Origin of the sequence: Anoxybacillus sp. J5B_2022 (assembly GCF_026847645.1) — a bacterium.
Lineage (GTDB): Bacteria > Bacillota > Bacilli > Bacillales > Anoxybacillaceae > Anoxybacteroides.
Map to the genome: position 1 here is coordinate 1 of NZ_JAPSMC010000011.1, position 15321 is coordinate 15321.

Below are 15321 nucleotides of genomic sequence, written 5' to 3' on the forward strand. Positions count from 1 at the left end.
TTAATAAAAAATTACCACAATCTTGTATTAGAATACAGAGTAAATTATGTAAATGTATTGATTGTTTGTAATATTAATGTATTGATTGTTTGTAATATTTATGGTAATTTGGTATCAAAATCAAAAAAAGGGGGTATTTATCTATGAACAAAGTCCTAAAAATAGTAAGTGTGTTCGCACTTCTTTTTGTTTTTATTAGTCCACTGTATGCTCGTGCGGACTCACACGACAACATAGGGGAGGCTAAAAAAGAAGAGTACAAAAAAATTGCAAAAGCCATGATTGAAATGTATGATTCGATGAACATGCATGATGAAAACAAAACAACTAAAGATCCTCGATTTACTAACGACATGTTTGAAAAGCAAAAGAAACTGAAATCAGAATTAGCACAAAAAATTGAACAAGCTAAGGAAAATAAAGAAAAGTTTTACACGATGGATGAAATCCTAAATGCAAGTGCAGAAGATTTCGGCATTAGTGAAGAGGATATGCAAAGAATAAAAGATGGTGTTTATATGTATAAACAGGAACTTACCCTTCTTGTAGAATCTTTTGATTCTTTGGGTAAGGGCGATCATGAGATTGTTAAGAAACTCAAAAAAGAGCTTGAAATGAAGTGGCCTAAATCCTTAATTTATGTAGATCATTCTAAAGACAAACAAGATGGAATAATATCAGGTGGAGGATGGCCATATTGTTTGGATGATAATGGTTGGGGATATAAAAACTTTATAACTTCGGATTGTTATAAGGCAATAGTAGCATTTGCTATTTGTGCTGCTGATTCCACTCTAGGTAAAATGGATCCTGATTTACGATACTGCAAAGCCTATGTTCGAAATTGTTCACCGCTTATTGGTCATAGTAAATATTGGCATGAACATTCATGGTGGCAACAGATTCCATAAAGTTAGGAAGAAAGGAAAATGAAAAAGATTAGCATTACAGCACTGATCTTTATTCTTAGTTTTGTTTTATTTGCTGGATGTTCCAGTCATAATCATACTACAACTGCTACGAACCATAATCATGAAAGTCATATGAACCATCAAAACCACTCAGAAAACACTTTAAAAACCGTAGATCAACCAGAGATTGTAGAACAAGAAATTAAAAACTCCCTACATCAATGGTATAGAAAGAATATTTATGGTAAAGGTGTAAAAATAGCTATACTTGATACAGGTATTGATAAAACAAACAAGGATCTTGTTTATGTAAAAGGTATAAATTTTATTAGTGAAAAGAAAGATGAGTTTGATGACGAAAATGGTCATGGCACAAAGATTGCCGGTATTATCGGGGCACGTAAAAATAATTATAATTTACTAGGGATTGCCCCCGAATCTGATTTGTATATTGCCAGAGTTGCCGATGAAAACGGAAACGTAAAATTTGAAAATCTCATTAAAGGTATTAATTGGGCGATAGAACAAAAGGTGGACATCATTAACATTAGTTTAGAATTTCCAAAAGACAATCCTCAATTACACGAAGCAATAAAAAAAGCTGTTGAAAATAACATCATTGTAATTGCTTCTTCTGGAAATATTAAATATCCGGGTGATACCGATAATGTCTATCCGGGATCATATCCCGAAGTTATTAGCGTAGGGATGTTGAATACTAAAGGGAAAATCTATTCAAAAACCCGTGGTGCTAGATAAAATCGAGTAAGCATAAAAATAGCCCTTGCTTGTGGATCTCCTGTAGAATGAAAGTGCGATCCAACATTCGAAAGGAGAATCCCTATGCAAGAGCACTTTCATTTTACTACAGATCAAGCAAAGATTCAAAAACAATATGCAGCCATTTTTTTCTTTGTTTCTGCTCAACTGCCATCGATTCAAATGTATTTGCAACGTCGCAATCGTCATTTAGCGAAACAAGAAGACACGGTGATCATTGCTATTCATCTTTTAGGGAAGCTGCTTGGCTTCTCTTCCGAACGGGAATGGCATCGCTTTGTGACTGGGAACTTGTTTACGGATGGACATTTTCTCGAACGTTCTCGCTACAATCGTCGTTGTCGAGCGCTGCGCTTTGCGATCCAATGGATTCGCCATGAGCTAGCCAAACGTGGGCAACACCACGCCTATGCGGTCGTAGACAGTATGCCGCTCGAGTTGTGCCATGCCGCAAGAATGTACCGTGTCAAACGATTTCAAGGAATCGCGGACATCGGGCTTTGTGCGTCGAAAAAGCAGTGGTACTATGGATTTAAGCTCCATCTTCAAGTGACCGACCAAGGACTGCCGATGGGGTACGTGGTAACGGAGGCGTCCTGTCACGATCGAACCGCAGCTGAAACAGTCATGACTCAAATTCCTCATCCCTTTCATTTGGGTGACAAAGGATTCATCAGTAGCGAATGGCAAAAAAAGTTGTATGAAGCGTACCAAATCGCTTTTTGGACTCCATCTCGCAAAAATCAGAAACACCGCCCATCTGAATCATGGGAGAAATGGCTCAAACAAAAACGGAAAGTCATTGAAACGGTGTTCTCTGTCCTCGTCGACCAGTATCGTATCACAGAAATTCGTGCTCATTCGATTTCAGGGTTTGAAGTGGCACTAGATGGCATATTGTTGGTGTATTCGCTTGTAACACTCGGGCTAGTTGAGCGCTAGCGCTCAACTAGCACCACGGGTTGTATTTATATAATAAAAAACAGTTAGGAAGGCTCTATTTCTAGCTTTTCTGTCGTAGTCAGCTAGCTTTGCTTGGGATGATCTCTGGGCTTGTGCGATCTTCACGGAGCCAAGGATGGCGACATTTCGCCGTTGCCCGCAGGACGCGGGCTGCCTTCAGGCGAAATTGGGGGCACTTTGCGTTTTTCTTTATTGTTTATTAGAAGAGCTTGTCGGTTCGTTCGGATTGTCTAAGCTTTCATTTGGTTTTGTCACTTCTGTTTTTTCCACTGTAGAGAGCATCGCGAAAATAGGTTCAAGTACTTCTTGGTTGCGCGGTGTTTGAATGTTGACAATCATCGGCACGTTTCCTTTGATCCAGATGACATTGACGGCTGTGTCGTTTGTGTAGGCTTTATACCAAACCGCTCCGTCAAGCGGTCCTTGCAGATTGTCAGTATTTTGGCGAACCGCATCGGCCGAAACTGCTTTTGCTTGATCTTCCACCGTTTTTTCATAATCCATCTCTCCGCCGTCCGGATGAATAAGGCTGATTCGGACGAACGAATCATCTTTTAAAAGAACATCTGCGTTCGGTTCTTCCGCTTCTAATTCCCATCCTTCTAATACATAAAGAGAAAAAGATTGGTTTTCGCTTGTTTTTAAATACGCCATTTCTTCATACGTTTTTCCGTTTCGGGTATAAGATAATTTCTTTTCTAACAAACGAATTTTTTTGCTTTGCGCTTGTTTGGCTGTCTGTTTTTCTTTCTCTTGCTTGCTGTTTTGCTCTCCAGTTTGCTTGTTTGGCACTGTTTTTTCGACTTCTTGTGTCGCGCCGCATCCGGATAGAAGCGACAATCCTAATAAAGAAACAGCCAATGTTTTGTATAACGGTTTCATTGGAAAACCTCCTTGGTTTATGACAAAAGGTGTCTGTACTATTAGTCGAGATGAGAAAAGAAATGTTACATCTATATTATCAAAATATAGCGCTCTCGTAAAATTATGGTCGCATGATATAACGGTTCACAGGTCGTCCGACACCGCCATATTGAATATCAATCTGCACTTTTTGTTTCTTTTCTAAATACTCCAAATAGCGGCGTGCAGTGACTCTTGCAATGCCGATGCCTTCTGCCACTTCTTCTGCGGAAACAGGTTTTGCTTGTTGTTGAAGATAGTGAATAACTTTTTGTAATGTAATATCGTTTAGTCCTTTAGGGAGTTCGGGGCGCATTTCTACTTCATTTGGTTGTAAAAGTGCGTCTAGTTCTTTTTGTGTGAACTTTTCTTTCATTTTTAACGTTTGACGAAATGCGTGGTAATTTTCGAGCGCTTGTTTTAACCTTTCAAATTTAAATGGCTTCATAATATAGTCAAACGCACCGTTTTGCAATACGCGCCTTACTGTTTCCATATCGCTTGCGGCCGTAATGGCGATCACATCAACCGCATGCCCTTCTGTTCGGATTTGCTGTAGCGTTTCGAGTCCGTCTTGATGGGGCATGTAAATATCAATAATGACTAAGTCAGGATGAAGCTCGCGAATCATTTCGATTCCTTGAATTCCGTTTGCCGCGATGCCGATTACATGAAACTGTGGCACTTGTTCAATAAATTGCCGATTCACTTCTTGCACCATCGGATCGTCTTCGATTAACAGCACTTTGTACATTCTCTATCCCCTTTTCTCACATGTCGAATGTAATCGTAAAAATCGTTCCTTTTCCTTTCACGGACTCTACACGAATCTGACCTTTCCCTTTCTCGACAATTTGTTTGATTAAATATAGGCCAATGCCGCGATCATTTGTTCCTTTCGTTGAAAAACCTTCATCAAAAATGTGCGCTTTATGTTGTTCGTCAATGCCGCATCCGTTATCTTCCACAGAAAGAGATAAAATTTCATCGTTTTGCTCAATGCTGATGTACACTTCTTTGTTTCGATCAACAACCGTTTGAAAGGAATCGAATGCATTTTCAATTAAGTTTCCAAGAATCACAACAAAATCGTGATGGTCCAAATGAGGTGGAAATTTTTTTAGCTGGCTATGCCGGTCAATGATCACTTGAATTCCCAGTTCTTTTCCACGGCTAATTTTGCTTAAAAGAAGGCCAGAAATGCTTTCGTCTTTAATGTTTTTGCTTAAAAATCTCGTCAGTTGTGCTTGCTCTTCCGTCACTTTAAATACATATTCGAGCGCTTTTTCTTTATGGCCGAGTTGGATGAGTCCAGCGATCGTATGCAGCTTATTCATGTATTCATGGTTTTGGACGCGCAAAGCGCTTACGAACGCTTTTACACCTGTAAGTTCTTCGGCTAGTTTTTTCACTTCTGTTTGATCTTGGAAAATAGCTACTGCACCGACGGTTTGCCCATCTACTTTAATCGGGATTCGATTGCTCAAAATGTTTAGGTTTCGAATCTGTAGTTCTTTGTTATAAATAGGTTGATTAATTTGCAAAATTTCAGGTAAGTGCGTGTCGGGAAGAACAGATCGAATTGGTTGGCCGACCACATCTTCGTGAATTCCAAGCATTTTTTTTGCTTTATCGTTAAAAATCGTAATACGCTCGTCCGTATCGATGGCAATGACCCCTTCATGCATGGCGTTAAACGTTTCTGTTCGTTCAACAAGTAGTTTGGCGATTTCATGCGGTTCAAGCTGAAACATTTGCCGTTTAATATGCGAAGCCAACATCCACGCTCCTAAGCCCCCAAATAATAACGAAAGGCTAGTGGTGACGAGAATTTCTGTTTTTAATGATAACAGCACTTGAATAAAGCTCGGTAACTGATAGGCAGCAATCACAACGCCAATTTGTTCGTGCTGAGCATTCATCACTGGAACAAATGCGCGAATGACGATCCCCATTTCTCCACGTGCTTTTGACGTATAAGTATGCTCTGCGAAGGCAGGACCTTCATCTTCTCCTTTTGAACGCTTTCCGATCATTTCTTTCACAGGATGGGAAAGACGAATTTTATGCATGTCGAGAACGATGATATACGTTGCACCATGAATAATACGCAATCTCTCTACAATAATATTAATCGTATTTCGTTCCTTTTTCGTTCCGTTTATTTTCTGTTTGATTTCTGAAAGCTCGGAAACGGTGCGCGCTGTCAATAGCGCGCGCTGCCGTAATTCTTCTTCTTTTGTGTGAACAAAGTTTCCAACGACAATGGTACCGCCAAGAAGCAACGAAAAACTCACGATAAAGAAAATAAGGGCCGTAATTTTCCAACGAATCGATAATCGTTTCATCCATTCCTACCTCTTTGGACAATGGTTCATTAACATATATTTTATCATTTCTTTTGTTGTATGTTAGAATTTTCTCAAATCAACAATCAAGTGGTGTGGGGATATGAACAAACAATGGGTCATTGGAATTTTATTGGTCGTTTTAGCAGGTGCAGTCATGTTTATGATGCAAAAACAATCGTCGGAACCGATCGTGTATGACGATGAGCAGAAAGGATTAAATAAACAAATTGTCATTTATTTTAGCCATGTCGTGGCGGAAAATACACCGAAAGGATTGGCGGCCCAGAAATTTGCTCAACTGGTGGAAGAAAAGACAAATGGGCGCGTCAAAGTGGAGGTGTTTTCAAACGGGTCGTTGTACTCAGATGAAGAGGAAATCGATGCGCTGTTGCGCGGAGATGTGCAAATGATTGCTCCCTCGGTGTCAAAAGTGACGCAGCTGATTCCAGAGTGGCAAGTACTTGATTTGCCGTTTATTTTTGAAAACTATAGCGATGTGGAGAAAGTGTTTACAGGGGAGGTTGGAAAAAAGTTATTAGCGATGTTAGAAGAAAAGGGAATCAAAGGATTGGCTCTATGGGGGAATGGATTTAAGCAAATGACGAGCAATCGTCATCTTCTTGTGGAGCCGTCCGATTTTTCCGGTTTAAAAATTCGGGTGATGCCGAGCGAAGTGATTGAAAAACAGTTTCAGCTTTTAGGTGCAACACCGGTCGTTGTTCCCTTTAATCGTGTGTACGAGTCGTTAGAAAAGCATAAATTCGACGGACAAGAAAACACGATCTCCAATATTTATTCAAAAGGATTTTATCAGTTTCAATCGTATTTGACGATCAGCAATCACGGATATCTCGGTTATGCTGTGATGGTCAACAAAGCGTTTTGGTATCGTTTACCAAAAGACATTCAAGAAAAAATAATGGAAGCGATACAGGAAACGACGATTTGGAACTTAAAACAGTCAAAGCTGCAAAACGAGGAAGAATTGGCGCAAATGAAACAAAATAAACGAATGCACATTTACGAATTAACGAAAAAGGAACGAGAAACATGGAAACAAAAATTTGCCCCTTTATATAAAGAGTTTGAACGGGAATTCGGAAGCGAACTTTTGCGTCAAATGAAAGAAGCTGAGTGAAAAAAAACGCTCAGCTTTTTTATCTTTTTAAATGTTGAGACCAAAATGAACAAAACGACCAATATTAACGTAATGTTCATATTTTTTTAAAGATTCGTTAACATGGAATCAGCAAAGGGGTTATTAATTTGAAAGCGTTATCAAAATAAAGGGGGAGAAAGAGAAATGAGAATCACGTTTAAAAATTTAACTGTTCAAGTCATTACCGGTATTATTTTAGGGATTATTGTAGGTTTTTCGTTTCCCGAATTTGGAACGCAATTAAAAGTGTTGGCAGATGGTTTTATTAAGTTAATTAAAATGGTCATTGCCCCAATCATTTTCTTTACGGTTGTAATCGGTATTGGAAATATGGGAGACTTAAAAAAGGTAGGACGGATTGGAGGCAAAGCGCTTATTTATTTTGAAATCGTCACCACGTTTGCTTTAGCGATTGGGATTATTGTGGTGAATCTTGTGAAACCAGGCGAAGGATTTAATACAGCCGCAGTAAAAGGCGGTGACATTTCGCAATATACGCAGCAAGCAGAGGCTGCCAACCATGGTGCGATTGAATTTTTGCTCGGCATCATCCCGGATAATGTCGTTGGAGCAATGGCGAAAGGGGAATTGCTGCCGATTCTGTTCTTTGCCGTGTTATTTGGATTGGCGACTGCTGCGTTAGGGGAAAAAGCGAAACCAGTTGTGTCGTTGTTTGAAAGATTAACCGATATTTTCTTTGGTATTGTAAATATGGTGATGAAAGTATCTCCGATCGCTGCTTTCGGCGCGATGGCTTATACGATTGGAACGTTTGGATTAGGATCTTTAGTAGCGCTTGGAAAATTAATGGGTTCTGTTTATACGACGATGTTTTTATTTATCGTTGTTGTGTTAGGGGCAATTGCCAAATTTTATGGATTCAGCATTTTTAAATTTATAGCTTATATTAAAGACGAAATTTTGCTTGTATTAGGAACGTCTTCATCAGAGTCAGCGCTGCCAAAAATGATGGAGAAACTCGAAAAATACGGGTGCTCTAAATCCGTTGTCGGCCTTGTGATCCCGACAGGATATTCGTTCAATTTGGACGGGACATCAATTTATCTCTCGATGGCAGCGATGTTTATCGCCCAGGCATACGGCATTGACTTGACGATATGGCAAGAACTTACGTTGCTCGGGGTGTTAATGTTAACATCAAAAGGGGCAGCCGGAGTAACAGGTTCTGGATTTATTACATTAGCCGCAACATTGGCGGCATTCCCGATGATTCCAGTCGAGGGAATCGCGCTCCTTCTCGGTGTCGATCGCTTTATGTCGGAAGCGCGTGCGATTACGAATTTGATTGGAAACGGTGTCGCAACGGTCGTTGTTTCGAAAATGGAAAACGAGTTTCATCCTACAGCAGAATCAACATTGCAACAAACGAATATGACAGTAGCGAAATAAGGGCAGCTCGTATAGCTGTCCATTTTTTATTAAAAGAATGAATGGTTGACAATGACATCATGTTTTTATATAATAAATCTTGAATTAAAAATTAATGAATTATAAGCTATTATCTTGAATTCAAGATTTCTGTGTAATGGAAGGATGTGGATTTATTGATTCGAGTATATCCCGCCAATGAGCGGTATCACGCCAATCATGGCTGGTTAGATACGTATTTTAGTTTTTCGTTTGCTGAATATTTTGATCCGAACAATATGAATTTTGGCCCTTTGCGCGTGTTGAACGATGATGTGATTAAACCGCTGCGCGGATTTGGGGCGCATCCACATCAAGAAATGGAAATTGTTTCGATCGTGCTTAGCGGACAGTTAAAACATCAAGACAGCTTAGGAAATGAAGCGATTACGACGTTCGGCGGCATTCAGCGGATGTCAGCAGGAACCGGAATAGTTCATTCTGAAGTGAACCCGTCAGCAACAGAAGATGTAAATCTTTTGCAATTATGGTTTTTACCTGAGAGGCATGGACTTGCCCCATCCTATGAAAGAACCGACTTTGATATAAGCAAATTAAAAAATCAATTGTTGCCTGTAGTGACAAAAAATCCACAGTCGCCCAACATTGCACACATCCATCAAGATTTAACGATTTATTTATCGAATTTAGAAGCTGGAAAAGAAATCGTATTCACGCAAGAGAGCGGCCGGCGCATTTTCCTTTTTATCATTGAAGGGGAATTAACAGTAAACGATGAGGTCAAACTATATAAACGGGATTCGGCAAGAATAACCGAAACGCCTCAATTAAAAATAGCCGCCGATGCTGACACACGTTTGATGCTCATTGATCTTCCTTAGATCAGTGAGTATTCATAAACTTTTCAAAAGGGGAGAATGAAAATGGCAAATGTGAATTTAGCGATTATTTATTACAGCTCGACAGGCACAAACTACAAATTAGCAAAATGGGCGGAAGAAGCAGCAAAAGAAGCAGGGGCAGAAGTCAGAGTCTTAAAAGTACCTGAACTTGCGCCGCAAGAAGCGATCGAATCAAATCCAGCATGGAAAGCGCATCTGGAAGCGACAAAAGATGTTCCAACGGTGACATTAAACGATTTAGAATGGGCCGATGCGATCATTTTCAGCGTGCCGACACGCTTCGGAAACGTGCCTTCCCAATTAAAGCAGTTTTTAGATACGACAGGAGGGCTTTGGTTCCAAGGAAAATTAGTCAATAAAGTCGTCAGTGCGATGGCTAGCGCGCAAAACCCTCATGGCGGTCAAGAGCAAACAATTTTACAATTATATACAACGATGTACCATTGGGGTGCTATTGTGGCTGCACCTGGCTATACAGATTCATCGATTTTTGCTGGCGGAGGAAATCCATACGGCACGAGCGTCACGGTTGACCAAAACGGCAACATTCTCGAGAATGCCGAAGCGGCTGTTAAACATCAAGCGAAACGTACCATCCAAGTAGCGCAATGGGTGAAAAACGGACAACAATAAAGATTGAAAAGATGGGGAGAATAGTTCCTCATCTTTTTTTATGAGAAATTTTTTAACTTTTTGTTAGCTGTTCTTCATAGGTATATGGTTCAATGATATCGGTATTTAGAAAACGATATTGACGGAACAATTTCTATTGTTGTACTGTAACAAAGTACGGATAAAGTAAAAATGATCGAGGTGTAGCGATGTTGTGGCATTATATCTCAGCTATCATTATGGGAATGGTAGAAGGATTAACTGAGTTTCTTCCAGTATCTTCGACAGGTCATTTAATTTTGACAGGGGAACTAATCAATTTTAAAGGAGAGCAAGCGAAAACGTTTGAAATTTTTATTCAGCTCGGTTCGATTTTGGCCGTTGTCGTTGTGTACTGGAAACGATTTTTCAATCTTTTTGGACTTATGAAAGAAAATAAGGAAGAAAAGAGCTTAAATCTTTTCCATATCATTTTAGCGATGCTTCCGGCAATTGTATTAGGGCTTATTTTGCATGATGCCATTAAAACATATTTATTTTCCCCGTACACGGTATTAATTGGTCTTGTTGCCGGCGGTTTGTTAATGATTTTTGCGGAAAAGAAACGGTCGACTATTACCGCAACAAGTCTCGATACGCTTTCTTATAAACAAGCGTTTAGCATCGGTGTCTTTCAATGTTTGGCACTATGGCCTGGTTTCTCTCGGTCAGGATCAACCATTTCTGGAGGATTGCTCGTTGGAACAGACCGGAAAACAGCAGCGGAGTTTTCGTTTATTGTTGCTGTACCGATGATGGTAGCGGCAAGCGGATTGGACTTGTTAAAAAGTTATTCATCTTTATCAGCACACGATGTTCCTATTTTTGCAATTGGCTTTGTTACAGCATTTTTAGTTGCACTTTTGGCGATTAAATTTTTCCTGCGTTTTGTTTCAAAAGTCAAATTGACGCCATTTGCGATTTATCGGTTTGTCATTGCGGCGTTGTACAGCTTGATTTTGTTCTAGCAAGGAGGCGATTGTTCGTCTCCTTTTTTATTTTTTGAATTCTCAAGACGTATTTTTTGCTTTTTAGAATGAAGAAGAGCGATAATAAAAATATACAAATTTGGGAGGAGGAGAGCGAATGAAAAGCTTAAAAGATGCTGCCACATTACATAACGGTGTGAAAATGCCGTGGCTTGGATTAGGTGTATATAAAGTACAAGAAGGTGAAGAAGTCGTTCAAGCGGTGAAAACGGCGATTGAAGTAGGCTATCGCCATATTGATACAGCGGCGTTTTACCAAAATGAAGAAGGGGTCGGCCGAGCGATTAAAGAATCCGGAGTGCCGCGGGAAGAATTGTTTATTACGACAAAAGTATGGAACTCGGATCAAGGATACGACACGACATTAAAAGCGTTTGAAGCAAGTTTGCAAAAACTAGGAATGGATTATGTCGATTTATATTTAGTGCATTGGCCTGTCAAAGGGAAGTATAAAGAAACGTATAAAGCGCTCGAAAAGCTGTATAAAGACGGCCGAGTCCGCGCGATTGGCGTGAGCAATTTCCAAATTCACCACTTAGAAGATATTATGGCGGATTGCGAAATTAAGCCGATGGTAAACCAAGTCGAATACCATCCGCGCCTGACGCAAAAAGCGCTTCATGTATTTTGCAAGGAACATGACATTCAATTAGAAGCGTGGTCGCCGCTCATGCGCGGAGGCGAACTGCTCAACGAACCGGTGTTAGTGGAAATCGGCAAAAAATACGGCAAAACGCCGGCACAAGTGATCCTTCGCTGGGATTTGCAACATGAAGTCGTGACTATTCCAAAATCTGTAACTCCTCATCGGATTAAAGAAAATGCGGATGTTTTCGATTTTGAGCTGACGGCAGAGGAAATGAAAGCGATCGATTCGTTAAATAAAGATCAGCGAATCGGCCCAGACCCAGATAATTTTGATTTCTAAATAAGCAAAAAGAGGCTTCAAATAAGTTGGGGCCTCTTTTTTTGCAATAAAAAGGAATTTGTATATGTATTCGTTTTTTGCATACTAAAGATTAAAGAGGGCTTTGTTTGACGGGAAAAGGAGTTGTACAGTAAAATAACTATTAGTATAAACATATTCTAAAGTATGTTATACGAAAATTAACGGAGGGTTTATGAATGTTTTTTCATCCAATGGATTTTTTAATTATCATTGCGTTTGGGATTTCTTTATGGGCGCAGTTTAAAGTATCAGGCAATTTTCAAAAATGGTCAGAGGTACCAGCTTCTTCTGGCTTAACAGGTGCAGAAGTGGCAAGAATGATTTTAGATCGCAACGGGCTTTACCATGTACCTGTTGAAGTGGTGCCGGGAAGATTAACGGACCACTATGATCCGGTTTCGCGCACCGTCCGCTTGTCTGAGCCGGTCTATTATGGTCGGTCAATCGCGGCGATTTCGGTCGCGGCTCATGAAGTCGGTCATGCGGTGCAACATAAGCAGTCATATGGAGCATTAGTGCTTCGTCATCGCATGTTTCCAGTTGTCAATTTCACATCTGGAGTGGCACCGTTTTTGTTGTTAGCAGGATTTTTATTCCAACAGTTCTCGCTTCTTGGACTTGGCATTATTTTCTTTTCATTTGCGGTTGCTTTTCAGCTCATTACGCTTCCGGTTGAGTTTAACGCAAGTTCAAGAGCGAAAAAGTTTATGTTGGCGGAAGGAATCATTTATCCTGGAGAAGAGCGTGGTGTCAATAAAGTGCTTGGGGCTGCTGCGTTAACGTACGTCGCTGCCGCCTTGATTTCCGTGTTGGAATTGCTAAAATATATCCTCATTTTTACTCAAAGCAGTGATGAAGATTAAAATACAATCCGTCTCGTAGGAGGTGTGATCCGCGCGCGAATAACGTGTGTGGAAACCAATTGGACATATTTAGTTTATTGATGGTAGCGTTATTAATTGCGATCACAGGCTTTTTCGTGGCGTCTGAATTTGCCATTGTCAAAGTGCGCGCTTCAAGAATTGATCAATTGATTAGCGAAGGAAATAAGCGGGCGATCGCAGCGAAAAAAGTCATTTCCAATCTAGATGAATATTTGTCAGCCAATCAGCTAGGGATTACGATTACATCTTTAGGATTAGGGTGGCTAGGGGAACCGACAGTCGAAAGAATATTGCTGCCTTTATTTGAGCGGTTTCATGTATCGCCGTCTCTTGCTAACGTGTTGTCATTTACGATCGCTTTTGCGAGCATCACGTTTTTACACGTTGTTGTCGGGGAATTGGCACCGAAGACGCTTGCCATTCAAAAAGCCGAAGCCATTACATTATTGACGGCGCAACCGTTGATTTTATTTTATAAAGTCATGTACCCGTTTATTTGGACGCTCAATACATCTGCGCGCATCGTTACAAGTGTGTTCGGACTAAAGCCGGCCTCTGAACATGAACTCGCCCATTCGGAGGAAGAGTTGCGCTTAATTTTATCAGAAAGTTATAAAAGCGGGGAAATTAACCAGTCCGAATATAAATATGTGAACAACATTTTCCGCTTTGATGATCGGGTGGCGAAAGAGATTATGGTGCCGCGCAAAGAAATTGTAGCCCTCGATATTCATCATTCCGTAAAGGAATACCTTGACATTATTAAGGAAGAAAAATATACGCGCTATCCTGTGATTGATGGCGATAAAGACCATGTTCTTGGCCTAGTGAACGTGAAAGAAATATTTACGGATCTTGTGACAAATCCATCAGAGGCAAAGGAGTTAAGAGATTACATCCGTCCAATTATTCAGGTCATCGAATCGATAGCGATCCACGATTTGCTTGTCAAAATGCAAAAAGAGCGGATTCATATGGCCATTTTAGTGGACGAATATGGCGGTACGTCAGGGCTTGTCACAGTCGAGGATATTTTAGAAGAAATCGTAGGCGAAATTCAGGACGAATTTGATGTCGATGAAACGCCGATGATCCAAAAAATCGACGATACGCATACGATCATCGACGGTAAGGTTCTCATTAGCGAAGTGAATGATTTGTTTGGATTATCCATCGATGATACCGATGTCGATACGATTGGGGGATGGATTTTAACTGAGCATTACGATATTAAAGTAGGAGATTGTGTAGACATCGATGGCTATTCATTGAAAGTGCTTGAAATGGATGGACACCATGTAAAAACGATCGAAGTAACAAAAAAAGAACCTGAAGCAGAAAATGAAATGCTTGCAGAAGATGAAGAGGCACAAGTTCATTGAACCAAGCGCTCGGACACTCGTAATTTTAGGAGTTGACTATTGAGATCGAACAAGGCAGCGATGAGAGGCTGCCTTGTTTTTTTACTGATACAAAGTGGACGGGAAGATCCCATCCGTGCATGGAGCGATACATGTAATTATTTCGTTTGTAAACGGATGCGGAAAGGACAATTTTATCGCATGGAGCGCTTGACGATGGAATTCTCCGCTTCCACCGTATAGCACATCTCCGACCAGAGGGTGGCCGATGTAGCTCATATGCACGCGAATTTGATGCGTGCGTCCTGTATCTAATGTCAACTCGACGAGCGACGTTTGTGAGTTTGCGAACGTTTCAAGCACGCGATAGTGGGTAATGGCATCGTCTCCTGTTTTGGACACCCTTCTTCTCGTTGGATGGTGACGGTCACGACCGATCGGAGCATGGATCGTTCCGTTTGTTTTTTTGATGATGCCGTGAACAAGTGCGATATATGTTCGTTTGATTTGCCTTTTTTCAAGCAAACGGTCGAGCATCGCAGCGGATAAAGCATGTTTGGCAAATAAAATCGCGCCAGATGTATCTCGGTCGAGGCGGTGAACGTGGCGTACTTTCGTGAAAATCCCGTCTGACTGTAGATAGAACGCCACCGCATTGGCTAACGTACCTGTTTCGTTCGGAGCAGTCGGGTGCACGTCCACCCCTGCTTTTTTATTAATGACGAATACATGTTCATCTTCCCATAAAATATCAAGTTCCTGATATTCCGGCTCGATGTCGGACGCTTCAGGTTTGTACAGCCATAATTGCAAGCGATCCCTTTTTTGCAGGACGGTCTGCCATGAAACGGTTTCTCCGTTCACTTTTACGCCTTTTTCCATGCGAAGCTGGTGTATCCACTTTTTCGGCGCGCCCCACGTTTCTTTCAAAAAAGACTCAAGCGTTTGCCCGCACCACGCAGAAACGCCCGCAAATTCAATCCATTCTCCTTTTCGAACCGTAAGCATCGTTTCTCTCCTTTGTGATAGTGGAAATACTTTCTACCGCTAATGATTTGTTCTCTATGATAAACTCATAGTATCATATGTGTGGCAATAGGACAAAAAGGTGGTATGTAGCATTGAGAGT

15 protein-coding genes are annotated in these 15321 nt (G+C 40.7%); 11 read left to right on the forward strand and 4 right to left on the reverse strand.

All coding sequences use genetic code 11. From position 1 onward, the window contains the following. Positions 1–143 precede the first annotated feature (143 nt). From M4I42_RS04805 to M4I42_RS04815, 3 genes are all read left to right on the forward strand, one after another. Positions 144–911 carry a hypothetical protein gene (locus M4I42_RS04805; protein WP_268851106.1) on the forward strand — a complete coding sequence of 256 codons (768 nt, stop codon included), beginning with the start codon at positions 144–146 and terminating at the stop codon, positions 909–911. A gap of 18 nt (positions 912–929) precedes the next feature. Beyond that, positions 930–1670: a S8 family serine peptidase gene (locus M4I42_RS04810; protein ID WP_268851107.1), complete on the forward strand. Its 741-nt coding sequence runs from the start codon at positions 930–932 to the stop codon at positions 1668–1670. Between the two features lie 84 nt (positions 1671–1754). Further along, positions 1755–2633, forward strand: coding sequence for an IS982 family transposase (locus M4I42_RS04815; protein ID WP_268851108.1), 879 nt, complete (start codon positions 1755–1757; stop codon positions 2631–2633). A gap of 210 nt (positions 2634–2843) precedes the next feature. Here the strand turns inward: M4I42_RS04815 and M4I42_RS04820 are convergent, their stop codons facing one another. The 3 genes from M4I42_RS04820 to M4I42_RS04830 all read right to left on the reverse strand — a co-directional run bounded on the left by M4I42_RS04820 (position 2844) and on the right by M4I42_RS04830 (position 5905). Beyond that, on the reverse strand, positions 2844–3536 hold the full coding sequence (locus tag M4I42_RS04820) for a hypothetical protein (RefSeq protein WP_268851109.1): 693 nt from the start codon (positions 3534–3536) through the stop codon (positions 2844–2846). Positions 3537–3639: 103 nt separating this feature from the next. Beyond that, positions 3640–4311 (reverse strand): response regulator, encoded by a 672-nt coding sequence (locus M4I42_RS04825; protein ID WP_268851110.1) that lies wholly within the window; start codon positions 4309–4311, stop codon positions 3640–3642. Positions 4312–4327: 16 nt separating this feature from the next. Continuing rightward, complete coding sequence (locus tag M4I42_RS04830) at positions 4328–5905, reverse strand: ATP-binding protein (RefSeq protein ID WP_268851111.1); 1578 nt, start codon at positions 5903–5905, stop codon at positions 4328–4330. Positions 5906–6008: 103 nt separating this feature from the next. On the opposite strand from M4I42_RS04830, the gene M4I42_RS04835 reads away from it, so the two are divergent. The 8 genes from M4I42_RS04835 (at position 6009) to M4I42_RS04870 (ending at position 14213) form a co-directional block, all read left to right on the forward strand. Continuing rightward, positions 6009–7046, forward strand: a complete 1038-nt coding sequence (locus M4I42_RS04835; RefSeq protein WP_268851112.1) for a TRAP transporter substrate-binding protein — start codon at positions 6009–6011, stop codon at positions 7044–7046. Positions 7047–7211: 165 nt separating this feature from the next. Next, positions 7212–8477 (forward strand): dicarboxylate/amino acid:cation symporter, encoded by a 1266-nt coding sequence (locus M4I42_RS04840; RefSeq protein ID WP_268851113.1) that lies wholly within the window; start codon positions 7212–7214, stop codon positions 8475–8477. Between the two features lie 155 nt (positions 8478–8632). After that, complete coding sequence (locus M4I42_RS04845; protein ID WP_268851114.1) at positions 8633–9337, forward strand: pirin family protein; 705 nt, start codon at positions 8633–8635, stop codon at positions 9335–9337. Between the two features lie 42 nt (positions 9338–9379). Further along, on the forward strand, positions 9380–9991 hold the full coding sequence (wrbA, locus tag M4I42_RS04850; RefSeq protein WP_268851115.1) for an NAD(P)H:quinone oxidoreductase: 612 nt from the start codon (positions 9380–9382) through the stop codon (positions 9989–9991). Positions 9992–10182: 191 nt separating this feature from the next. Next, entirely contained in the window at positions 10183–10977 is a 795-nt protein-coding gene (gene bacA / locus M4I42_RS04855; protein ID WP_268851174.1) for an undecaprenyl-diphosphate phosphatase, read from the forward strand. 118 nt (positions 10978–11095) lie between these two features. Further along, positions 11096–11926, forward strand: coding sequence for an aldo/keto reductase (locus tag M4I42_RS04860; RefSeq protein ID WP_268851116.1), 831 nt, complete (start codon positions 11096–11098; stop codon positions 11924–11926). A gap of 197 nt (positions 11927–12123) precedes the next feature. Next, positions 12124–12810 (forward strand): zinc metallopeptidase, encoded by a 687-nt coding sequence (locus M4I42_RS04865; protein ID WP_268851117.1) that lies wholly within the window; start codon positions 12124–12126, stop codon positions 12808–12810. Between the two features lie 59 nt (positions 12811–12869). Further along, positions 12870–14213 carry a hemolysin family protein gene (locus M4I42_RS04870; protein ID WP_268851118.1) on the forward strand — a complete coding sequence of 448 codons (1344 nt, stop codon included), beginning with the start codon at positions 12870–12872 and terminating at the stop codon, positions 14211–14213. An 81-nt stretch (positions 14214–14294) separates the two neighbouring features. Here M4I42_RS04870 and M4I42_RS04875 read toward each other — a convergent pair whose 3' ends face one another. Beyond that, complete coding sequence (locus M4I42_RS04875) at positions 14295–15200, reverse strand: RluA family pseudouridine synthase (RefSeq protein ID WP_268851119.1); 906 nt, start codon at positions 15198–15200, stop codon at positions 14295–14297. Positions 15201–15321: the final 121 nt, after the last annotated feature.